20 protein-coding genes are annotated in these 22,733 nt (G+C 51.9%); 7 read left to right on the forward strand and 13 right to left on the reverse strand.

Annotated features, from left to right (window positions below):
• The first annotated feature begins 1 nt into the window (after position 1).
• From sufD to ACN08Y_RS04355, 3 genes are read left to right on the forward strand one after another with little or no spacing between them, the layout of a single operon-like run.
• Complete coding sequence (gene sufD / locus ACN08Y_RS04345; RefSeq protein WP_419099762.1) at positions 2 to 1,249, forward strand: Fe-S cluster assembly protein SufD; 1,248 nt, start codon at positions 2 to 4, stop codon at positions 1,247 to 1,249.
• Between the two features lie 28 nt (positions 1,250 to 1,277).
• Complete coding sequence (gene sufC, locus ACN08Y_RS04350) at positions 1,278 to 2,036, forward strand: Fe-S cluster assembly ATPase SufC (protein ID WP_419099761.1); 759 nt, start codon at positions 1,278 to 1,280, stop codon at positions 2,034 to 2,036.
• Between the two features lie 32 nt (positions 2,037 to 2,068).
• The gene (locus tag ACN08Y_RS04355) at positions 2,069 to 2,398 is read left to right on the forward strand and encodes a metal-sulfur cluster assembly factor (protein ID WP_419099760.1); all 330 of its coding nucleotides are present in this window, start codon (positions 2,069 to 2,071) and stop codon (positions 2,396 to 2,398) included.
• Positions 2,399 to 2,508: 110 nt separating this feature from the next.
• Here ACN08Y_RS04355 and ACN08Y_RS04360 read toward each other — a convergent pair whose 3' ends face one another.
• Together ACN08Y_RS04360 and ACN08Y_RS04365 are read right to left on the reverse strand one after the other, a co-directional pair.
• The gene (locus ACN08Y_RS04360) at positions 2,509 to 3,843 is read right to left on the reverse strand and encodes an APC family permease (protein ID WP_419110476.1); all 1,335 of its coding nucleotides are present in this window, start codon (positions 3,841 to 3,843) and stop codon (positions 2,509 to 2,511) included.
• Positions 3,840 to 4,769 (reverse strand): carbon-nitrogen hydrolase family protein, encoded by a 930-nt coding sequence (locus tag ACN08Y_RS04365; RefSeq protein ID WP_419111943.1) that lies wholly within the window; start codon positions 4,767 to 4,769, stop codon positions 3,840 to 3,842. Before ACN08Y_RS04365 ends, ACN08Y_RS04360 begins: the two co-directional genes overlap by 4 nt.
• Before the next feature lie 352 nt (positions 4,770 to 5,121).
• Here ACN08Y_RS04365 and ACN08Y_RS04370 point away from each other — a divergent pair, with 352 nt between their 5' ends.
• Complete coding sequence (locus tag ACN08Y_RS04370) at positions 5,122 to 6,381, forward strand: FAD-dependent oxidoreductase (RefSeq protein WP_419105262.1); 1,260 nt, start codon at positions 5,122 to 5,124, stop codon at positions 6,379 to 6,381.
• 150 nt (positions 6,382 to 6,531) lie between these two features.
• Here ACN08Y_RS04370 and ACN08Y_RS04375 read toward each other — a convergent pair whose 3' ends face one another.
• Positions 6,532 to 7,056, reverse strand: a complete 525-nt coding sequence (locus ACN08Y_RS04375; RefSeq protein WP_419111944.1) for a DUF664 domain-containing protein — start codon at positions 7,054 to 7,056, stop codon at positions 6,532 to 6,534.
• 26 nt (positions 7,057 to 7,082) lie between these two features.
• Between ACN08Y_RS04375 and ACN08Y_RS04380 the strand changes: the two genes are divergently transcribed.
• The 3 genes from ACN08Y_RS04380 (at position 7,083) to ACN08Y_RS04390 (ending at position 11,426) form a co-directional block, all read left to right on the forward strand.
• The gene (locus tag ACN08Y_RS04380; RefSeq protein ID WP_419111945.1) at positions 7,083 to 8,021 is read left to right on the forward strand and encodes a ketopantoate reductase family protein; all 939 of its coding nucleotides are present in this window, start codon (positions 7,083 to 7,085) and stop codon (positions 8,019 to 8,021) included.
• Between the two features lie 153 nt (positions 8,022 to 8,174).
• Entirely contained in the window at positions 8,175 to 9,377 is a 1,203-nt protein-coding gene (locus ACN08Y_RS04385; protein WP_419111946.1) for a GmrSD restriction endonuclease domain-containing protein, read from the forward strand.
• A 117-nt stretch (positions 9,378 to 9,494) separates the two neighbouring features.
• Entirely contained in the window at positions 9,495 to 11,426 is a 1,932-nt protein-coding gene (locus ACN08Y_RS04390) for a penicillin-binding transpeptidase domain-containing protein (RefSeq protein WP_419111947.1), read from the forward strand.
• Here the strand turns inward: ACN08Y_RS04390 and ACN08Y_RS04395 are convergent.
• The 10 genes from ACN08Y_RS04395 to ACN08Y_RS04440 form a co-directional block, all read right to left on the reverse strand.
• Complete coding sequence (locus ACN08Y_RS04395) at positions 11,403 to 11,822, reverse strand: hypothetical protein (protein ID WP_419111948.1); 420 nt, start codon at positions 11,820 to 11,822, stop codon at positions 11,403 to 11,405. The genes ACN08Y_RS04390 and ACN08Y_RS04395 overlap by 24 nt on opposite strands.
• Positions 11,801 to 12,265, reverse strand: a complete 465-nt coding sequence (locus tag ACN08Y_RS04400; protein WP_419111949.1) for a hypothetical protein — start codon at positions 12,263 to 12,265, stop codon at positions 11,801 to 11,803. Before ACN08Y_RS04400 ends, ACN08Y_RS04395 begins: the two co-directional genes overlap by 22 nt.
• Before the next feature lie 32 nt (positions 12,266 to 12,297).
• The gene (locus ACN08Y_RS04405) at positions 12,298 to 14,355 is read right to left on the reverse strand and encodes a DEAD/DEAH box helicase (RefSeq protein ID WP_419111950.1); all 2,058 of its coding nucleotides are present in this window, start codon (positions 14,353 to 14,355) and stop codon (positions 12,298 to 12,300) included.
• 117 nt (positions 14,356 to 14,472) lie between these two features.
• Positions 14,473 to 15,216, reverse strand: a complete 744-nt coding sequence (locus ACN08Y_RS04410; protein ID WP_419111951.1) for a DUF1837 domain-containing protein — start codon at positions 15,214 to 15,216, stop codon at positions 14,473 to 14,475.
• A gap of 392 nt (positions 15,217 to 15,608) precedes the next feature.
• Positions 15,609 to 16,079 carry an OsmC family protein gene (locus tag ACN08Y_RS04415; protein WP_419111952.1) on the reverse strand — a complete coding sequence of 157 codons (471 nt, stop codon included), beginning with the start codon at positions 16,077 to 16,079 and terminating at the stop codon, positions 15,609 to 15,611.
• Positions 16,080 to 16,436: 357 nt separating this feature from the next.
• A complete protein-coding gene (locus tag ACN08Y_RS04420; protein WP_419111953.1) occupies positions 16,437 to 18,371 on the reverse strand; it encodes an ABC transporter ATP-binding protein in 1,935 nt (644 codons plus the stop codon).
• Positions 18,368 to 20,122, reverse strand: coding sequence for an ABC transporter ATP-binding protein (locus tag ACN08Y_RS04425; RefSeq protein ID WP_419111954.1), 1,755 nt, complete (start codon positions 20,120 to 20,122; stop codon positions 18,368 to 18,370). Before ACN08Y_RS04425 ends, ACN08Y_RS04420 begins: the two co-directional genes overlap by 4 nt.
• Before the next feature lie 137 nt (positions 20,123 to 20,259).
• Positions 20,260 to 21,195 (reverse strand): neutral zinc metallopeptidase, encoded by a 936-nt coding sequence (locus ACN08Y_RS04430; RefSeq protein ID WP_419104469.1) that lies wholly within the window; start codon positions 21,193 to 21,195, stop codon positions 20,260 to 20,262.
• Positions 21,196 to 21,302: 107 nt separating this feature from the next.
• Positions 21,303 to 21,920, reverse strand: a complete 618-nt coding sequence (locus ACN08Y_RS04435; RefSeq protein ID WP_419104470.1) for a CbiQ family ECF transporter T component — start codon at positions 21,918 to 21,920, stop codon at positions 21,303 to 21,305.
• Positions 21,917 to 22,681, reverse strand: coding sequence for an energy-coupling factor ABC transporter ATP-binding protein (locus tag ACN08Y_RS04440; protein ID WP_419111955.1), 765 nt, complete (start codon positions 22,679 to 22,681; stop codon positions 21,917 to 21,919). Before ACN08Y_RS04440 ends, ACN08Y_RS04435 begins: the two co-directional genes overlap by 4 nt.
• Between the last annotated feature and the right edge of the window lie 52 nt (positions 22,682 to 22,733).

The following is a 22,733-nucleotide window of genomic DNA, read 5'->3' on the forward strand; positions in this document are numbered from 1 at the left end:
TATGGCTAACGAAGCAAACCAGGGGCACAACAACCCCCTCATTCCCGGTATGGACCAGGAAGGTGAAAAGCTGGCATCAGAGCTGGCCACCGACGACACCATCCGCGTCTCTCAGCACAACACCGACAAGGTAGAAATCGACGCTTCGCGCGCCGAGCGCAAGACCTCCTTTAAGGTAGAGGACTTCCCCGCCCTAACAGGCCGTGAAGAAGACTGGCGTTTTACCCCCCTTAAGCGGCTGGGTGGCCTGCACACCGAGCAGCTGACCGGTGAGGCACCCGCTACGCAGGTCACCGCTCCCGCCGAAGTCCAGGTAGAAACCGTCGAGCGCACCGATGCCCGTATCGGGTCCGCCGGCATCCCCGAGGACCGTGTAGCGGCAAACGCGTGGAGCGCTTTCGCCCAGGCAACCGCTATTACCGTCCCCGCAGAAGCCGAGCTGACCGAGCGCATCGAGGTCAATATCGAGGGAACCCACAAGGACCCGTCCGCTCAGCACCTCTTTATCGAAACTAAGCCTTTCTCCAAGGCCCTTGTGGTTCTGCGCCACACCGGTAGCGCTGTGCTCTCACAGAACGTGGAGTTCAAGGTGGGCGACTCGTCCTCCCTGACCGTCATCACCCTCCAGCAGTGGGAGAAGGACGCAATCCACGCCTCAGCCCAGTACGCTTCACTGGGGCGCGACGCCAAGTTTAAGCACATCAACATCAGCCTGGGCGGCGACCTCGTCCGAGTTACCCCCTCCACCAAGTTCACCGCCCCCGGCGCTGAAACTGAGATGTACGGCCTCTACTTTGTCGATGCCAACCAGCATATGGAAAACCGCCTGTTCGTTGCGCACACCGTGCCCAACTGCAAGTCCCGCGTCACCTACAAGGGTGCACTGCAGGGCAAGGGCGCGCGCTCTGTATGGGTGGGTGACGTTCTGATCGGTAAGGACGCCGAAGGCACCGACACCTACGAGCTCAACCGAAACCTGATTCTGGAAGACGGCCCCCGCGCCGACTCTGTGCCCAACCTGGAAATCGAAACCGGCCTCATCGAGGGCGCCGGCCATGCTTCCACCACCGGCCAGCTCGATGAAGATCACCTCTGGTACCTGCAGGCTCGAGGTATCCCCGAAGATCAAGCCCGCCGCCTGGTCGTTCGTGGCTTCCTCAACGAGATTATCCAGCAGATCCGCATTGACGAGCTCGAAGAACAGCTCTTCGCGGCACTTGAAGCCGAACTCGCGCTATCCAATAACTAAAGCTTTACCTCTCTAGGAGAAACAACTCATGGCAACCCTTGAAATCAAGGACCTACACGTTTCAGTCATCCTCGATGACGACAACACCAAGCCCATCCTGAAGGGCGTCAACCTGACCATCAACTCTGGCGAAATCCACGCCATTATGGGCCCCAACGGCTCAGGCAAGTCAACCCTGGCTTCCACTATCGCCGGTCACCCCAAATACCAGATCGATTCCGGTCAGATCCTGCTTGATGGCGAAGACGTCACTGAAATGTCGGTCGATGAGCGTGCACGTGCTGGCCTCTTCCTGGCTATGCAGTACCCCGTTGAAATCCCCGGTGTCACTATGAGCAACTTCCTACGCTCAGCTAAGACCGCTGTTGACGGCGAAGCACCTGCCCTGCGCACCTGGACCAAAGATGTTAAGGCAGCGATGGAGAACCTCTCCATTGATCCGGACTTCATTAGCCGTAACGTCAACGAAGGCTTCTCAGGTGGCGAAAAGAAGCGCCACGAGATTCTGCAACTGGAACTACTCAAGCCCAAGTTCGGCATCCTGGACGAAACCGACTCCGGCCTGGATGTTGATGCACTCAAGGTCGTCTCTGAGGGTGTTAACCGCGCTCACGCCGAGAACGATATGGGCGTCATGCTCATTACCCACTACACCCGAATCTTGCGCTACATCAAGCCGCAGTTCGTGCACGTTTTCGTAGATGGCAAGATGGTAGACCAGGGCGGCTCCGAACTGGCAGACCGCCTGGAAGAAGAAGGCTACGAGCGCTACCTAGCCGCTAAGTAAGCCCACCAAACCGCTTACGAAAGGTGACTGCAATGTCTGAGGCTCCCGCTGGTGCCCCCAGCCAAGAAGAGATTGAGGAAGCCCTCATGAACGTGATTGACCCCGAGCTAGGGATCAATATCGTAGATTTGGGCTTGCTGTACGGTATGCGCTGGAACGATGAAGGTGCCCTGGTGCTGGATATGACCCTAACCACCGCAGCCTGCCCCCTACAGGACGTCATCGAGGAACAGGTTGCTCAGAACCTGGAAACCATGATTGATGAGTGGCATGTTAACTGGGTCTGGATGCCCCCGTGGGGCCCAGAGCGCATTACCGAAGACGGCCGTGACCAGATGAGAGCCCTGGGCTTCAACATCTAAATTGTTGCCAGCAGCTGTGCTTCTTTTCTGAGCCAAAAGTCCCTTATCCCGCTGAGCGCGGGGTAAGGGACTTTTCCTCTAAGTAGCTCCATGTATCTGGGGTTAGTGGGCTATTCAGCTAAAAATTCCGGTGGGTTGTGGGTGAAGAAACGAGTCTTAACGGCTAGGAGCAAGAGCCCTAAGCCCAACCAGATAAGACCCAGCCTGATAGCGGCGCCGTCTAGCTGTAGCAACAGGTAGACGATAACCAGGGCGCCGATGGTGGGTGCCACCAGGTCTCGGACTAACCTGCCTTGGTGGCCTGCATTTTTCTTTGACTGCGCCCACAAAAGGATGAGGGAGATATTGACCATGGTGAAGGAGACAAAGGCACCGAAATTAATGAAAGAGGTAGAGGTAGTAAGGTCAAGGAAAACGGCTAGAGCGCCGACAAGGCCGATGGTGATGATGCTGTAGACGGGGGTCTGTGTGCGGCGGCTCAAAAAACCAAAGATTTTGGAGGGTAGCATTTTATCTCGCCCCATAGCGAAGAGCAGGCGACTACCTGCTGCCTGGGCTGCGATACCTGAAGTAAACTGAGCAATAATGAGCGCCGCAACGAAGATAGAGGCAAAGAGGTTGCCTCCTACGGTCTTGGCAATTTCAAACCCAGCAGAATCTACATTTTCGAAGATACCGCCGGGGTGCACCAGCTGGCCAAAGTATGAAACGACGATAAAGATTGCACCTCCAATTAGAGCAACAAAGAAGATAGCTCTGGGTACGGTTTTTTCAGCCTCATGTGTTTCTTCGGCTAGGGTCGTTACCGCGTCGAAGCCTAAGAAAGAATATGCTGCAATGGCGGCGCCTGCGGTGATGAGCGCAAAGTTTGAATTAGATCCACCCGTAAAAGGCGCCAGGCTTAAGAGGTTCTGCGATGCCCCTGCCAGGGTCAAGCAGGTGAGCACGACGAATATGACCAGCACCAGGATCTGGAAGGCCATGAGAATTAGATTGACCTTATCGGCTACTTTAATCCCAATGATATTCAGAGCTGTGGTAATGAGGACGAATAGGATAATCCACAGGGCGGTTGGGATATCTGGGAATTGGGCGTTGAGGTAGGCCCCGCCAATTAGCCAGATCACCATGGGCAGGAAAAGATAATCGAGGAGAGTGAGCCAACCGACCAAAAACCCTATGCGGTTGCCTAAGATCTTACGGACGTAGGTGTAGGCAGAGCCCGCTTCTGGGTAGATACCGGCTAACCTACTGTAACTGTTGGCAGTAAAGAGCATTGCTAGCAGAGCAATAAGGTATGCCCCTGAGCTAGCCCCTTGGGTAGTGGAGGCGATAACTCCAAAGATTCCGAGGACGATGAGCGGGGTAAGGTAGGCCAGACCAAAAATTACTAGGGAGGGTAATTTGAGGGTTTGAGGTAGCCGTGCTTGGCTATTTTCTGTCATGAGTGCGCTCCTTGTACGGAAGGTGCCCAGGTTGCAGGGTTAATTTGTCCGCTGTACATGGGTAGTGCGATGGGTGGGTCTTGGGGGGTGAACTGATGCCAGATACGGTTGGTTCCGCAGGTGCCTTCTTGCCTTACCCTGTCTAAAACCTCCTGCGAGTATTGGACAAGGAGCGTTTCCTCTCCACCTGCTGCCTGGGCTAGAATCTTTCCTTCTGGATCTACGGCGATACTGCCGCCTCGCCCTAGCGGCTCAGCGCAATTGACGCTGAAGAAGTAGATCTGGTTACTGATGGCGTTGGCTTGTGCAAGGGTGAGTTCTTGTTGACGGTCATCACTGGTTGTTTTGACTATGTTGATAATAGCCTGGGCCCCTAGCCAGCTTAGATGTCTGCTGTGCTCAGGGAACCAGGTGTCGTAGCAATTTGAGAGCCCTAGAGTCAGGCTGGATTGATCTTGTCCAGCTGCTGCCGAATCTGACACTTGGCTGGGGTGCATAATTGTGCTGGTAATAAACTCCCTGCCGTAGTCATGGGGTTCGTGGGGTCTCCAGGGGAACATCTTACGGTAGGCCGCCTGTAGGTGACCGCTGGGTGCTATGAGGAGCTCAGTGTTGTAGAGCTTTCCTTGGTGGCTTTCGTTGATACTGCCGGGAATCAACCAGATCTTGAACTCATGGGCCAGTTGCCCCAGTGCCCTGACCAGATCCCCGTCAAGGGGAGTGGCCCAGTTCAGCATGTGTTGTCGGTGTTCATCTGGTGGGTAGGCAAAGACATCTTGGAGGTGCATTTCGGGGTAGACCAACAAGTCAAGCTGGGGGTGCTTGTGGAGGGTTTCCTGAATGTCCTCTCGTAGGGCTTCAAGATTGTTGAGGCCTGGCAGGGGTTTGCGTTGGGCTAGTCCCAGATTCCACTCTGTTTTTGACATGTTGCACCTTATTTCTGATCTGGCTCTAGCAATAGCTAGACGGCTAGAAGTGTGTTTTCAAGCACTGTATTTGACCATACTGTACACTGCCAAAGGTGAACCAATCATCCATGCTCTATCAATATTTTTTCTCGGAGCAAATCAGCCTGGCTCAGGCGCCTGCCCCATTCTTCCACCAGATACAGAGCAATCCAGGGGGCAGAAGAAGCGGGCTCCGTCCTTGAGCCTACCTGTGCTTAGTTGGCTCCAGTCGCTGGCTTCTAGGAGCCTCAGCCGGGTGACCGGAGCGGAGGTTAAGAGGAGTAAGATGGGCAGGGAAAATCCACAGAAAATCTATGAGGTAAGGAGCAGGATGGAAGAGTTAACCGTTGATGTGCTGGTACTTGGCTTTGGCAAGGCCGGCAAAACGATCGCCATGAAACGAGCTGCTGCTGGCGACAAGGTAGCGCTGGTGGAAGAAGACCCCGCAATGTACGGCGGTACCTGCATCAATATTGGTTGCGTACCGACCAAGTTCCTGTTGAACCAGTCTCACAAGCGCAGGGAGTTTAAGCCGGCACGAGATGACCGTAACAGCTTCATCGCCCGTCTTAGGGCCGCTAACCAGAAAATGGTGGAGGGCAAGGGCGTGCTCCTGCTCGATGGACCGGCCCGGTTCGTTGATTCTTCAACCGTGCAGGTGGGGGAGCAGGTACAGGTCAGGGCATCCACTATCATTATTAACACCGGTGCTTCTTCTGGAGTTGAGGTGGGTGGACGACTGCACGACTCCACCAGCATCCAGCAGCTTGAGCATACACCGGCTACCCTGGCTGTTATTGGCGGTGGACCGATTGGTCTTGAGTTTGCCACCATGTTCTCTGGCTTCGGTAGCAGGGTGACTATCTATAAGGGTGAAGGTGACTTTCTACCCGCCCTGGACAGGAACATTGCCCAGGCGGTGCGTGAGCACCTAGAAGCTCAGGGTATCGCCATTGTTGACCGGCGTATTTCCGCAGAGCAGGCCAATGAACAGCTGGGCGATGAGGTTATTCTGGTAGCCACAGGACGCCGTCCCGCAGTTGCCGGGCTGAACCTTGAGGCAGCCGGTGTCGACTACACCGAAAAGGGGATCAAGGTCGACCAGCACTGTCGCACCAGTGTAGAAGGAATTTACGCGGTCGGAGACGTCACAGGTGCACCCCAGTTCACTTACGCCTCCTATGATGATCACCGCATCGTGCTGTCTCACCGATGGGGCGATGGCTCCCGTACCCGCACCGGCCGCCTGCTACCGGCCACTACCTTCATTGACCCACCGCTCTCTACCGTGGGACTTACCGCCCAGGAAGCAGCCCGAGACTATGAGATTGAGGTGCGTGAATCTGCAATCGCTGACCTGGCGATTGTTCCCCGCCCCAAAATAATGGGCCAGCCCGAGGGTATCGCCCAGTTTGTAATAGACCGGACGACCAATCAGATTCTTGGCGCTACCCTCTGGTGCATCGACTCCCAAGAACTGATTAACACGGTAGCCCTGGCCATGACCCAGAAGATTCCTGCTGAAGCTCTAGGAGAGGGTATCTACACCCACCCCTCAACTTCTGAGCTTTTTAATGCGCTACTAGCCTAGCTGAGCACTCTAGGCAGCTCCCAAAAGGCTTGAAGAACCCAAGAAGGAAGTGGGGGTGCACTTTTGGGGTGCCTCCATGCTGACAGTTAGCTCTCAGACGGGGCAGAGCTTGCTCGATGGGGGTGCGAGAAACCCAAGAATGCTGGTTCCTCAATCACCCACCGTCCCGTCAATATTTTCTCGGAGCAAATCAGCGTGGCCCAGGTGCCTGCCCCATTCTTCCACCAGATGCAGGGCAACCCAGCGGTAGGAGAAGCGGGTGCCGTCCTTGAGTTTACCTGTGCTTAGTTGGTCCCAGTTGCTGGCTTCTAGGAGCCGGTGGGTTGCCTGCATAGAGTCTTGTAGGTGTGTGACACACTGAGGGGTTGGGAGTCTAATGTGCCAGTCAGCGTCTGGGTCAGTGTCCCAGTCCATTGATTGCCAGGGCTGGGGTAGATTTTGGCCTAGGAGAACTTCTTGACGCCAGTAGTCTTCTACAAACCATAGGTGGGCGATCATACCTTTGAGGGTCATAGTGCTGGGTGGAAGAGCCTTGGAAAGCACTTCATCAGACAGTAGGTCCCCGTGCTCATTGTGTATCTTACGTGTAAAAACTTGTTGCTGAAAGCTGAGGTAGCCCAGGACAAGCTCTTTTTCATTGCCGGTTAATGATGGTTCACGCAAAGGGGTTTTCATGGTGATTTAGAATACTATAGGTAAATATGAATATCATGATTTACGGTGCAGGAGCCATGGGGCTCTATTTCGCCGCAACCCTGGCTCAAGCCGGTCACGATATCCACCTGAAAGCACGAAGCCCCTGGCCTCTTGCTACGGGGAGCCAGCCAGAGATTACCGTCCAGCGGGCAGACGGTAGTCAGGAGTCGGTCAGCATTGCCAGCGTATTCACCGATGTGACTGAGCAGCTTGATGTTGATGCGGTGCTGATTGCTACTAAGGCCTGGCAGGTGCCAGGAGCCCTTGAGGAGCTTGACGGTAAAATTCCCAGCTCGGCCCTGCTGTTGACGGTTCAAAACGGTATCACCGCTCCGGAACACTGCGCCCGCACTCTACCGAAAAACCCCACGCTTGCTTCAACCTGCGTGGTCATTGTGGAGCGCAAAAGCCCGCAGACCGTTCACCTACTGGGTCGAGAGGCGCAACTGACGGTGGGGGAGTTCCAGGCCGGAAATAGCTCCGATGGCCTGAGCCGTGTACAGGACATGTTTGAGAGGACACCGGTTGAAATCACTCCGACCAGCGATATTCAACGTGCCCTCTGGAAGAAGCTGGCACTGATTGCCTCCTACGGCGGTGTCGGCGCCGTATCGCAGCTGACGGTGGGCCAAACTCGCTCCCACGACTCAACCCGCAACCTCGTGCTCGAAGCTATCCAGGAAACCGCGAGAGTTGCCCGTGCACACGGCCTTACCTTCACCGAACAGGACGTGCAGGATACTTTTGCGATTTACACCGATGTTTTTGCTCCCGGCACTACATCGTCCATGCAACACGACTTGGCCGAGGGGCGACCCTCCGAACTGGATGACCAGGTGGGGGAGATTGTCCGGCGCGCAGAAGCGAGCGGAGTAGATGCACCCGTGCAGAACTTCCTCCACCGGGTACTCCGCGCCCGAGAAGAGATTGTACGAGCCCGATAAGCATAAAATTCAGCTTTAGACCTGATGGTTACTGGGTAGTAATGTAATAAAAAAGAATAATTACTTTTCATCTCGTTCAATATATTAAAGTATTGTAGGCAACTTTATCTTGGTTGCCTTCGCACACACATATATCAACGAGAGACACCCCCCATGTCAAAAATGTATAAGGCTAAAAGTTCCTGGGCTCAGGCATCTGCCGGTAAAAAGACCGGCCTCTCTTGCCTGGGTTGCTTAGGATGTGGCGGTATTGGTTTTGTTTTCCTCATCATTGTGGCGCTGATTGGCGCTATTGTTTCCCCTAGCAAAAATACAGATACATCCGCGGTTGCAAGCACTGCCAGCGTGAGCGCATCGGTATCGCCATCTGAATCTGCCTCACCGAGCTCCAGTGAAGAGGCTGTGGCCCTTGAAAAGGAAGTAGACGTTCAAGCTATCCCTGCTTCGGATACAAAGGTGGGGCCAACGGCCCAGGCCGCCCTTGACTTGCTCAACACTCTGGAAGTTAAAGGCCGCGCTGAGAAAACCGGGTATGACCGTGCCCTCTTTGGTCAGTCTTGGGCTGACACTGACCGCAACGGTTGCGATACCCGCAATGACATTCTTCGCCGCGATTTAATCGAAATTAAAGTTAAGCCAGGCACTAACGGCTGTAAGGTTTTGAGCGGAGTTCTCAAGGATCCCTATACCGGGAAAACAATTAACTTTACTCAGGGTAAAGACAGCTCAAATACTGTTCAAATTGACCACGTTGTTTCCCTTTCTGATTCCTGGCAAACCGGTGCTAAAGATTGGGACTCCGTCAAGCGCGAAAAGTTTGCAAATGATCCCGCTAACCTCCTTGCCGTAGACGGTCCCGCAAATGAGCAGAAGGGTGACTCCGATGCTGCTTCTTGGTTGCCAGCCAACAAGGACTACCGTTGCACCTACATCAGTAAGCAAATCGATATTAAAGCTAAGTACGGCTTGTGGGTAAAGCAGGCTGAAAAAGACGCGATGATTCAGGTGCTTGAGAAATGCGGTGCTAAAGCTACTCCTAAGCCTTCACCTACACCTTCAACCGAGTCCCCCGCCAAGAAAGAAGAATCTGTTCCGGTTCAGGAAGAATCTCCCGCTGTTAAAGAAGAGCCTGCACCTGTTGTTGAGGAACCCCAGCCTGCCCCCGCGGTGGAAGATCCTGCGCCTGCCCAGCCCGCGCCTCTCTACCAGCCACCGGCTGAACCTGCTCCTGCTGCGGTCTACTACAAGAACTGTAGTGCAGCCAAAGCAGCCGGTGCCGCCCCCATCTATGCAGGACAACCCGGCTACGGTTCGCACCTTGACCGTGATGGTGACGGCGTGGCTTGTGAGAAGTAACGTTGGATAACATCAGCTTTTCCGAAAGCTTCTAGTGAGTGCCCCGCACCTTGTTAAGGTGCGGGGCTTTTGCTGTTATGAAGCGATAAATTGAGGCGTAGGTCATATAATCGCTGTATGACTGATTTCCCCCTGACTCGCCGCCACCTTTTCCTCGGCCTAGGTGCAACAGCCTTGGCCGCTTCCCTCGTATCCTGCTCAGCCAAAGACACGACCCAGGAACTAGCTGGGCAGCTCGCGGAGGCTCTGAGCAAAAAGGACATAGCCGAGATAGAGTTCTCCGCTGAGAGTGCCGTGTCACCCGCCGATGACTACAAGAAGATAGTGGCCTACATAGGGGAGTCCACCCCGACTGTCACCGTTGCCGGAATCGACAGTGCAGACAGCGGCAAGACCGTTCGGTTGGCCTGGTCGTGGGCTATTCCCGGTGCAGACCAAAAGTGGGAGTACGAGACCCAGGTAGCCCTGACCGAAACCGACAAGAAATGGTTACCGACCTGGGACCCGGCGCTGGTACACCCGAAACTGAAAGAATCGCAGGGGCTTTACGCTAAGACCGAAGAGGCAAAGCGCGGTGATATTTTGGGTGCCTCGGATAAGCTCCTAGTCACCCTACGCCCGGTGGTTATTGTGGGGCTGGATAAATCAGTCCTGACTACCGCCCAGGAACAGGAAGCCTCTGCACGGGCACTCGCCAAGCTCCTTGAGATTGACGCCGATACCTATGTGCAGGCCGTCAAAAACGGCGGGGAACAGCAGTTCGTTGTTGCTATTACTCTGCGGCAGGAGGCCTTTGATGCCCTGGACGGTGCCCAGCTTGATGTAATTGCCGGTAGCCACACCGTTAGCACCACTAAGGAGCTTGCCCCCAGTGCCCAGTTCGCCCCGGATATCCTTGGTACGGTGGGGGAGATAACCGCTGAGGACATCGAAAAGTCCAACGGTGCGCTGAGTGCCGGTGATGTTACTGGCAAGGGCGGGCTCCAAGAGAAGTTCAACAGCCTGCTAGCCGGCTCTAACGGCTACAGTGTAAGCCTGATAAACCTCGATGAACAGGGCGTGCTCCTTGAAGGTGGAACCCCCGAAGAACTTACCAGCGTTGAACCTGTCTCCGGTACTAACCTCACCACAACGCTTGATGCTGATTTACAACAAAAAGCTGTTGATCTGCTTAAAGACCAGACCTCGCCCAGCGCGCTGGTAGCCCTGCGGGTCTCTACGGGGGAGGTGCTGGTAGCGGCTAACGGCGAAGCTTCCGAAGGTTATTCCACGGCTCTGCTGGCCCAGTACGCGCCGGGTTCCACCTTCAAGATTGCGACCTCACTGGCTCTGCTCCGCAAGGGTATGACCGCCCAGTCCACGGTGAACTGTAGCGAAACGGCCCAGGTGGAAGGGCGCGTCTTTAAGAATGCCACCGGCTATGACCCTGCCGCCCTGGGCAAGCAGCCTTTGACGGTAGCCATGGCCCATTCCTGCAATACGGCTTTTATCAATGAGCGCGATAAGGTGTCCCAGGCGGATCTGCAAAATGCGGCGCAGGGGCTGGGCCTTGGCATGGAGCTAGATCTGGGTGTTGCCACCTACATGGGTGCGGTGCCCGATACCGATGATGCGGTCACTCACGCCGCTTCTATGATTGGGCAGGGCCAAGTGACGGTTTCCCCGCTGACCATGGCTGTGATGACGGCTTCTGCTGCCAAGGGTGAGATTGTTAAGCCGGTACTGGTTAAGGGCCAGAGCCTGGCGGAGGCTAAGCCTACCGGTTCGCAGGCTGTGACGACGGCTGAGAGCAAGGAACTGAGCACCCTCATGCGGGCCGTGGTTACGGAGGGCTACCTGCAAGACCTCAAGAACCTTACCCCCGATGATGCTATGGGCAAGACCGGCACCGCCGAGTTCGGCAACGACAACCCGCCCAAGACCCACTCATGGGTGGTAGCGGTCCACAAGGACATAGCGGTAGCAGTAGTAGTGGAGGACGGCGACCTGGGCGTGGTGACGGGCCAGCCGATTGTGTACGAGTTCTTAAAAGGATATAAAATAGTTTAAACGCATCTTATATTCGACAAGAAAATATTTATATAAGGAAATGAAACTCGCTAACTCAAAAAAATACTTACCTGTTATGGAATCTATTTTTACTGACTTCAACTGAGTAGCATTGTCGCTGGTAAATTTTACAATATAGGGGGGGGAAAGATTTGCTTTTAGCTCTACTTTGTATTGAGGTGGAGCTGACAGGTTTTGTGATCGATATTCAACAACAGCAACTGTTTGTCGATCACCAGGCACCTTACCTGAATTTAGGTTTCGCAATTCTAACTTATTAAATTTAGGCCCATTGGAAGTAATCTTTAAAGGACTGTCACTTTGACATACTAAAGCGTAATGGTAGTTCTTATTTTTCTCACTAGAATCCGTTACTACCTGCGCGCCTGCTGGCATGTCGAATATAGTTCCATCAAGCTTTTCGGCTTCTCCCAAAATCTTATGTTTTTGTATTCATTTGCAATTGATTCCACGTCAATAGGCCTGAACTTAGAAATGATATGGGTAAAGAGAACTAGTGGTTTGCTATTCTTTGCGAGAAGCAACTCGAGAGTTTTTTCAGAAAATGAGTTTCCTACACCCCAAAGAAAAATACCTTCTTCATTTTGTGCTCTCTGTATTTCTTTGATTGTAACAGTCTGTTGAAAATCTGAGCTAGATTCTGCGCCTGCCCTTTGCCAGACAAATATATTAGGAACTTGTTGGATGTTCATTTCTTCCTTCAATCTCAAATTTATTGTTTTCGACACCGAGAATAAAATTTGTATAAAAATATTTTCAGTGCGGCTGACTTGTGATATGAAATCACCACTATTGAATGCAGGGAAGGTGTTAGTCATAGTTGAGCTTATTATACTAAAATTTAATTTTTTTAGATTCCATCAATAACATCCTTCAGGATAAAAACCTCAATTTCTTCTAAAATTGAGTCGATATTTTCAATCAAATCAATATTTTTTAATTTTCTACATGCAGTTTCGAATGAGTCAGACTCCAAAAGAATTCCCAAATCGTGCAACTTCTCAGTCAAAGGGGATGGGAGTCCTATTTCTTCAAGTGATTTGCAAAGATGGAAGCCCCTCGCGTTCTCAATTTGCGAAATAAATAGTTGATAGTTAGAAGATTCTTCGCCGTATAAGAATTTTAATACTTCATTTAACATCAAAAGTGCTGAGGGAATTAGGTACTCAAGATTATTTCTCTTAAAACTAATTAAATCTTTAATTGCCGTTTCTTTATCCTTTGCTGCAGTGTATTTTATCTGCTTTTGAACAGAAGAAGAAAAAGAATCTGAATAAAGAATATTTTTTAGTATAGCAATTTCTCTGTTAGCCCTCCCTGCATTTACTTGTAAAAGATTTGCAAGTATAAAAAGAATAGTGTAACTAGCGCTTTCTGAATCAGGAAGACTCTTCCATAAGAGTTTTTCTCGGTCCTTACGAGAAAGCTTTATAATTTTATCTGCAGTTTCAATGAGTATCTCTGGATTCCAATGCGGATATTTCTGAGTAAAAGAAATTGGAAGAATATCTGAATTTTTGATATTGTTATATACTTCTATATGGCGTTTATTTATTTGGGACGGGTCGATTTGGATTATTTCTTGTGCTGTGATTTGTGGTGTTTGAGTCTCGATTGGAATATCGATTGTGGTTGGTGCACTACGAGGCGACGAAGCTAGATTGTAAACCCTACCTACTAAATGTTTTCCCATTCTTCCGCTTCTGCCACATATATTTCTGTATGTAAAATAGTCTATTTTACGTGTTGCAACTAAATTATCAAAGATAACGATATTCTTAGCGGTAGTATTCGCCCCTTCAATGATTGTTGAAGTACAGATTAATATTTTAACATGGTTCTCGTTAAAAAATTTCATTGATAAACGTTGGAAACTTCTTGGCAATGGACCGCTATGTAAAGCAATACCATGCTTTAAAGAGTTAGGGTAAGACCAATCTTTAATGTAATTTCTTTCTACCCAATCAGCAAATAAATATGCTTTTGATGACGACTCAATCTCAGTGGAATCTATAATTATTTTGTTAGATAGATCTAAACATGCCTTCGGTGATTTTGTGTAGATAATAGTTGACTCATCATATGTTTCTTCCAAGATTTTTTTTAGTTCTTTATATCTATCGCTGTGATTAGAGCGATCAATATATTCTGTTGCTACCGTCGAAATATCTGTTGAAATAAAAGTTTCTTTTATTGTGTTAGCTATTGCGGGAGATAAATCATCAATAAAAGGACCGAGTAGACAATACTGCGCACCTGAATTTTTTAGCTTATGCCATGCAACGTTAAGCGTAGCTCTTCTACTATCATGGAAGGACCCAAGTTTATAAAATTCATCAATAAGGAAAAAATCAACATCAACAGTCATTGGCGTGGAAAGAAATCTCTCTGCTGTCATTATATAGATATTTCTTTCTCCAGCTTCCTGACTCACTTGAGTTAATATTTGGTAACCCAGAGCCTGATCCCGGTTCAGAGAATTTATTTTTCTCCGATTTTCATCAACTAAAGCCAAAGTTGGAAAAATTAAAACTATATTATCCCATAGTGATTTCTTGATTAATTCTACAATAATGCTTGTTTTGCCATAGGAAGTTGGGGCGGATAGTATTACATTTTCACCTCGATAAAGCTTGTCAAAAATATATTTTTGATGTGGGTGGAATGTAAAGTTTTCATTGGAGTGCAACTCAAAATCTATTGCGCTGGTTGCGGACGCTAATTCATTAAGATTGTTAAATAGTTTTAGATACGGGTGAAGCCCATACGCAACGATTAAATCAATAATTATTTCAGCTTGCTGGCAATTTTTGTAGTTTTTGTTAATAAATTTAATTAATTGGTCGCGTCCTTCTGCTTCCTTATCTGTACCAAGGTAAAAAGATATCTTTCTTAATTCTTCGAACATCTTAAAGATCCTTATATATTGTAATCATTTGATGGAAGTTTTCTGTTAGTTCATCTTTTTGTAGAACTGGAAGAGCAAGGAATATAAATTTTACTTTACTTATTATCCCAAGACTATTTAATTTTTTTCAAGATGATCTCTATAGCCTGCTACTTCTAGAGCGAAAGCTTGGTTAAACTGGTCGTTAACTGTAGTGAAATTGGTGATAACTTGACTATCGTAGGTAATAAATATTGGTATTGTAATTTTGCTAATTATTCGATCTAGTGAGGTATTTTCATTTAATAAATTCCGAATTAATTTGAATTCCTCATCTGATGCTTCAGGTAATTTATTTGTTATTGCCAAAAATTCTGACCTAAGATAATCGGGCTGCAGGTGGTCGTTAATTTCAGCGACGACATTTCGTATTGCTTCCTTCGCGTCCTTGTAAAATTTTGATTCCCCAAGAAGTAGCTCAATTTCATTATCATTATTTTTTTTAAAATGGACTGCGTCAAAGCCTTTGACTGTTTCGTTGGGTCCATCTTTGAAATAAATTTTACTGACGATGGGTAAGGAGCCAATAAAATCTCTAAGTAAGCCGTATAAAATTATTTCACCAAATTCTCCCCGTTTACTATATTTATCGGTACTATAAATTATTTTAGCGGCTTGGGAGAGGCTTTCGGCTGCATTGTCGCCATTTATCTTTGAATATTGATTAAAGCTTAGTGCAAATGAAGCAAGATGCCGTCTTATGATATCTCTTGCTAGCGCTTCGGAACGCCAGGTGCTATCTTCGTAATCAGGGCAAAAAGACATCACTGGGGGATTTTTATTTGCTTCCTCAAATCTTACTTCGAGTATCGGATTTGTCATTTTAAATTCTTTTCAATAAATCTTTGTGTGGGCTTAGAGTCTGAATCTTCTGCTAAAAATATTTTATTCAGATACATCCATCTACATAAAGTTTTGTCTTGGCTCGGGTAGAAATTCAAAGTTAGACATGAATACCCTTAAGTTGTTCTTACAATTATAACCAATCTTACCCATGAGTCCCGTCCTTGAGTCCACTATACCGCCCTGGGCAGTTCCTTTATTAGCTTATCGTGTGGCATAACTTTGTGTGTGTGTTGGGGCAAATGCCTTATATGAATCGTCTCGCATCTGAATGAACACATCGGCAGAGGCGAATAGGGTAGTTTTTGCATGAATCGCCCTGTGAGCATTAGCGAACTGGGCGAGAAGGTGCCTTCGCTGGAACCTTTGCGCTATAGGTATGCCGCGATTATTTCAGGGTTATGCCGCACAGGAAAGTTCAATGAGCGAGCTATAAAACAAAACTCGGGAACCTTATGGTGAAGTTCCTGAGCAAGATTCGGGTCACCTGAAGAAATCGTCACCTTGGGGTTCAGCTCGATTAACGAAAACTGCCCAGCCCCGCTTGGCTCAGTTTCCATAACTCCTTCTGCCGCATCTTTATAGGATTTAACAACAATCCCATGCTGTGCTGCCAGATGCAGGCACCAGAGCATATGACACTGTGACACAGAAGCTACAAGTAACTGCTCAGGATCCCACCGGGTCTCATCGCCAAGGAACGCAGGGGCAGCACTCGCTTCAATAGCCGGCACAAGTGGTGCAGATACAAGATGGTTTCGGCTATAAGCCTTGTATGAAGACGTACCGGAACCAGTATTTCCAGTCCACTCAACCTGAACCTGATAATGATGTTTAGCCATAGTACGCAGACTACAACACCGGTTAATCCTTACAACCAAGTTTTCCTTTTATGACTAACCAAACATCATTTCTGTAAGCAAAAACCGCCTCGGCCAGCTACTTCTGTAACTGGCCGGGGCGGCTTAACTTTGTGGGTGCTGGGGAAGGACCCTGGCTGATTGTCCCGCACCTGTAATCGGGCGCGCAGGCACAGCAGGGGAGCAAGCTGGCTGGGTCTGGCGTCAATCGCTCTGTGCGCCTTAGCGAACCGGGCGAGAGGATCAGCTTGCCGCCGCTATGCTTGCGCCCCAACCAGGCGGGGGCCTGAGAGCAGGCTCCAACGATGCCAACCCTGCCCTCAAGCCCCTACCCGGTCCCTAGTCCCCTTGACTGAACTGCGAGTTGTAGAGTTCGGCGTAGAAGCCGCCTGCCTCCAAAAGCTCCTGGTGGGAGCCGGACTCCACGATGTCGCCGTCGCGCATAGCGAAGATAAGGTCGGCGTCTCGGATGGTGGAGAGGCGGTGGGCAATCACAAAGGAAGTCTTGCCCTCAGCCAGCTGGCCCAGGGCGCGGGCAATGAGCAGTTCGGTGCGGGTATCAACGGAACTGGTTGCTTCGTCCAGAATCAGTAGCGGCTTATCAGCAATCATGGCCCTGGCGATGGTGACTAGCTGTTTCTGGCCGGCTGAAAGCTGGGTCTGGTCGGTCAACACGGTGTCGTAGCCGGCGGGCAGCTGGGCTACTAGCTCCTCCAGCCCCACAGCTGCAATGACCTCATCCAGCTTGTCCTGACTGACCTGCTCCAGGCCGTAGACCACGTTCTCCCGCAGGGTTCCCTCAAAAAGCCAGGTATCTTGTAGAACCATGGCGAAGAGCGAATCAACTTGCTCGCGGGTGAGCTGGTCGGTGGGTACACCGTCAATGCGGATCTGCCCGGAGTCCAGCTCGTAGAAGCGCATTAGCAGATTGACTAGGGTGGTTTTGCCGGCACCGGTGGGACCAACAATTGCAACCTTCTGGCCGGCTTTGACCGATGCGGTAAAGCCGTGAATGATCTCCTTTCCGGGTTCGTAGCTAAAGCGGACCTGCTCAAAGTCCACGTTACCGCCTACCGGCTGATCCAGCTCGGTTGCCTTACTGCTTTCGTCCTCTAGTTCCTCTGCTTCAAGGAACTCAAAGACACGAGCACCGGCGGCTGCCGCAGACTGCAGAGCGGTAGCTGACTGGGCCAGTTGCCCCAGGGGGTTGGTGAAGAGCCGAACATAGACAATAAAGGCAACAATCACACCAAAGGTAATCTGCCCCTGCAACACCAGCGCGGCACCCACCACGCAGACCACCACATAGCCCAGGTTACCGATAAAGCCCATGAGCGGGAACATTAGCCCCGAGAAGAACATGGACTTCCAGGCCACCTGGTAGAGGTCCTCGTTGCGGCGGGCGAACTCTGCGCGGGCGGCACCCTCACCGTTGTAGGCCCGAATGAGCGAATGTCCTGAGAGGGTTTCCTCAATATGACCGTTGAGCTTACCCAAGAGCCGCTGCTGGGCCATAAAGTATTTCTGGCTGCGTGAGAGCACAAAACCGCTGGCAAACACACCGATCAGGGAAGCTGCAATAGCGGCCAGGGCCATACGCCAGTCGGTGTAAAACATCATGACCGCTGAACCAGCCAGAGTAACGACGCCGGTGACGGTAGTGGCCAGGGAGTTGTTGAGGGTCTGTTGGAGGGTATCGACGTCGTTAGTTACCCGCGAGAGGGTGTCACCGGTGGAGCCCTTATCCAGGTAGGCCAGGGGGAGCCGATCAATCTTGCGGTCAAGGTCAGAGCGCATGGTGCGGGAAACCCACACGGTCGAGCGGGCCATGACCAAACCCTCAACCAGGCTGAGCACCAGCGATGTCACCATGAAGGCCACAGAAATCCAGGCCAGCTTCCAGACCTGGTACATATTGACAGATCCGGTAAAACCCTTTTGAATCTCATCGGTAATAGCGGAAAGGAACTGGGGAGAAATGATATTGAGAATAACGCCTAGCACCGCGGCTACCAGGGCAACCACCATGCGGGGGAGTACCGGGCGCAGATAACCCAGCAGCTTGCCCATGGTTTCTTTGAAAGGCGCGGTGCTCTGCCCCTGGACCCGGTGGCGGGGCGGGCCTCCGGGGCCGGGGTGACCGCCACGGCCACTGGGCTTTTCACTTTTGAGCTGTTGATCGCGTAGCTGGGCAGCCTGTGCTAGCCCCTGCTGCGCAGATTCAAGCAGATCAAGGTCACCGGTTGTTTGGCTATGTTCGGGGTTGGTGCTCATTGGGCAAGCTCCTCTTCGGTCAGCTGGGAGAGGGCAATATCCTGGTAGACCTCATTGGTTGCCAACAGTTCTTGGTGGGTTCCGCTTCCCACGACCCTGCCCTTATCGAGCACGATGATGCGGTCAGCATCGCGGACCGTACCGATACGCTGGGCCACAATCAGCAGGGTTGCCCCGCCAGAGGCCTCCTTGAGCCGGGTGCGGATATCTCGCTCGGTCTTGTAATCCAGGGCAGAAAAAGAATCATCAAAGATCATGATGTGCCCGCCGCGCGCGAAAGCCCGCGCTAGAGAGATACGCTGTTTCTGCCCGCCCGAGAAGTTCTTGCCGTTTTGGGCCACGGGGGCCGCAAAGCCTCCCTCCTTGGTAGAGACAAAACCGGTGGTGGCTGCGCGGTCAGCGGCGGCCACCAGGTCCTCGGCAGTGACAGGTTTTAGCCCCTGGCCAAAGGCAATGTTGGAGGCAATAGTGCCAGAAAACAGGGTATTTTTCTGGGCCACAAAAGCCACCCGGTCACGCAGGTCTTTCTGGTTCCAGTTACGCACATCAACCCCGTCCACCAGTACGGCGCCGGAACGCACGTCGGCAAATCGGGGGATTAGGTTGACCAGAGTGGATTTTCCGGAGCCGGTAGAACCAATAATGGCCACGGTTTGGCCGGGATCAGCTGTGAAGCTGACAGAGTGCAGGGCATCACCGTCGGCACCGGGGTAGCGGAAGCTCACGTCCCGGAACTCCAAGCTGCCAGCGGGTGCGGTGCCGGTGCTGGCTCCGCCATCTTGGATACCTGCTTGGGTATGGAGAACCTGGCGGATACGTCGCCAGGATACCAGTGCCCTGGGGCCCAAGACAAAGACCATGGTCATCATCATGAAACTAGTAACCACCAGCAGGGCATAGGTGGAAAAGGCAATCATCTGCCCGAAAGTTCCCATACGTTGAGTCAGCTCATCGGTGGAGTTAATGAGGGAGGCACCCAGCACGTAGATAGAGAGCGAGAGCGCGGTCATGATAGCTGTCAGCAGGGGCATAATGAAGGCCATGGTGCTGGAAATAAAGAGGGTGTTATCCCGTAGGTCTGTGTTGACGCTCTCAAAGCGGTTACGGTGAAAGTCGCCGGTGATGTAGGCACGAATCACGCGCAGGCCGGTCAGATGCTCACGAGTTACCCGGTTGAGCTGGTCAGTGATCTTCTGCATGCGAATCATACGGGGAATGGCCAAGGACATAGCGGTAGCTAGCACCAGAATGGTCAATAAAACTGCGATGCCGGTGGGAACCGTCCATGTCCAGGACTGGCTGGCAATTTTTGAGCTTGCCCAAAAGGCCATAATGGGTGCTTTGATACTGACCTGCAGGCCCATAACCATGAAGATTTGTACCTGAGTGACATCGTTGGTAGTTCGGGTAATGAGTGAATCTGTACCCAAGGTGTTGACCTCGGCGCTGGATAGCTCAAAGGTTTTATCGTAGACAGCGGCTCTGAGGCGTCGAGCCAGGGTAGTACCAATAATCGCGGTACAAAAACCTGTAAGAATGGCACAGACCATGCTGGCTAATGCTGCGGCCAGCATCAGGGCACCATCCGGTGCAATGTCGGACAGGGATCTAGTTGGCTGAGAAATGGTGCGGGTAATCTGCTCCATGTACTGGGGTATGCGCAGGTCTAGGTAGACCTGGCTCAGGATAGTCAAGAGAGCAAGGAGGGCTAGTGCCCATTCTCTTCGGTGGATAAAATGATAAATTTTCATGTTTTGCCTGGGTGGTATCTTAAAAAAGAAAAGCACCGCTGCGGACGGCACCGGTGCTTTCCAATTATGAACTACTGCCTGACTTTTGGCTAGGTCAGCTCTTGCTTCTCATCGTTCAGCGTAGCGAACTTTCTTGACTAGGCCTTAGGGTTGTTGAGATCAGAGGCTTGGAAGGTGTTGCAACGGTTCATGTCAGCTGTCTTGTAACCGGTCATGAACCAGGCTGTACGCTGGGCACTGGTGCCGTGGGTGTAGGTGGATGAATCGGTGTGGCCCTGGCTTGTCATCTGTATGTGATCATCTCCGATAACCTCGGTTGCGTTGATGATTCTCTCTAAGTCATCGGAGCTAAAGGGTTTGATCTGAACGGGTGAGCTGGTGTCCTCTTGGGCGCCCCTGGCCCAGACACCTGCGTAGCAGTCAGCCTGCAGCTCAACGCGCACCGCCCCGGAGTCTGCCCCCTGGGGGTCATACTGGGAGTATTTGAGGTTACCGAGTAGGTTCTGAATATGGTGGCCGTATTCGTGGGCCAGTACATACTGTTCGGCACTCTGGCCGCCGGTTGCCCCCAGCTGGGTTTTCATGGTGTCAAAGAAGCCAGTTTGGACGTAGGCAACCTGGTCGGCGGGGCAGTAGAAGGGGCCTACTGCCTGGCTGGCAGAACCGCAACCGGTACTGACGGTCTCTTGTTTGAAGAGGTCAAGTTTTGGTGCAGTGTAGGCTATACCTGCTTGGTCGGGCAGAGCTGTCTGCCAGAAGTAGTCTAGCGAGTTGGCGGTTCCCACCATGTTGCAGTCGGTGTAGGTATTGGCATCTTCACCGGTCTTGCAATGGGCAAACTTTTCTCCTGAATCACCTTCAACCTGCTGGTAGTTGAAGCCACCACCGCCGGTGACCTGGTTGAGCATGTTAATGCCGTCCTGGCCAAAAATTATTCCAACAGCAAGTACCAGCACGATACCGCCTAAGCCACCACCGATTTTGAGTCCGGAGCCACCGCCTGAGCTGCCGGAACTACCTGAGCTACGTACCCGGTCGGTGTTCAGCCGGGAGTTTTCTTTAAAAGCCATCATGGATACAGCATAAGCTGTGAACTTCCCCTGAAGACCATTTCTGCACCCCGGCGGTTTGCCTTGTCCTGCTTACACCCCGGTAAGTGTTATACCGGCAGACAGAACAATTAGCGAGAATCTAGCCCGCGGGCGGCGAGCGCGTCACCTGTGTCCTGGGCGTAGGAGACGGTGGAGATGACCAGTGGAATGAAGAGACGAAAGCGCGAGACTTTGAGGCCGCGAGCGGTGACTGATTCTTGAAGGAAGGACCAGGTATCGATGATCGTTGGAATGGAGCGAATCATCAGTGCCAGGGCCAGGCCGATGCCTTGTGGGGAGATACCAAGGTGACGGAGGGGTGAGCAGAGCCAGATGAAGCCGTCAATGATGACCGGTAGGGGAGTCGACCAGAGCAGAACCTTGGCGGCAAAGAGCAGGCTGAGTAGACCTAGCAGGGTGTCTGCCCCTCGGGCCAGGGTGCCGGTGTACCAGTAGTAGAGCAGGAGGAAGCCCAGAAGCCAGGCGAGTGATCCTAGTGCCTGCACCCAGGTCATAACTGGTATCTGGGCGAGGGTGCCTAGAGCTATGACGATTACAAGCACAGCCGCCGCGATGCTCCACTGGCTGGTGAGCGTGAGTAGGGCGGTGAGTGTGAGCAGAGAAAGAGCCTTGACGCTCAGCGGTGTTCTGTGGATCGGTGTTTCTAAGGGCTGGTAGGTTCCAAAGAGGTGGTGGGCGGCGTTCACGGGTGGTTCTCTTCAGGGCTTTCTGCAGTGGGCTCTGAATCTAAAGCAGGAAAGCCCTCGGCGCACCAGCGCCGGTAGTCAGATAGGATGCTGGCCGTAGGTCCCTGGGCTAGTAGCCTGCCTTCGTGGATTACCAGTGCTTCGGTGCAGGTGGCCGCTAATTCAAGGTCGTGGGTAGAAATCAGGAGTTGCTGAGGCAGGGTGTCTAGTAGCTCAATGAGCTTTAGCCTGTTCCTGAGGTCTAGCAGGGTGGTTGGTTCATCGAGCAGGAGCATGCTTGGCTCTACTGCCAGAACCGCCGAAAGTGCGGTGAGCTGTTTCTCCCCACCGGAGAGGTTGTAGATCGGGTCAAAAGCCCGCTGTTCAACTCCCTGGTGGGCCAGTTGTGTCAGTGCCTTCTCCCGCCGCTCCTTGCGGTCTTTAATGTGCTGAAAGGACAGCTCAACATCTTCAACGCCGGTGGGCATCACCAACTGGGCCCCCGGGTCAGAGAAAAGCATACCCACGTGCGAACGAACGTGGTTGAGATTTTCGTAGACGCTCAGCCCGTGAACGGTTACTTTCCCGCTACTGAGGGGAGCAAGCCCGTTGAAGAGCCTCAGAAAAGTTGATTTGCCCGAACCGTTGAGCCCAAGGACGGCGGTCCTGTTAGCAGTCAGGGTGACTGTGACATCGTGCAGGAGGGTGCGTTGGCCCGTGCCTGTGGGGGCGGTGACGGTTGCTTGCCGGGTGCTCAGAACGTTCGGCTCAGAAAATACCACTGGGCCTGACTCTCTGGGGGAGCTTCTTCGGGAAGATCGGGAGAAAATCACG

The organism is Rothia sp. P5764 (assembly GCF_048512965.1).
Taxonomy (GTDB): domain Bacteria; phylum Actinomycetota; class Actinomycetes; order Actinomycetales; family Micrococcaceae; genus Rothia.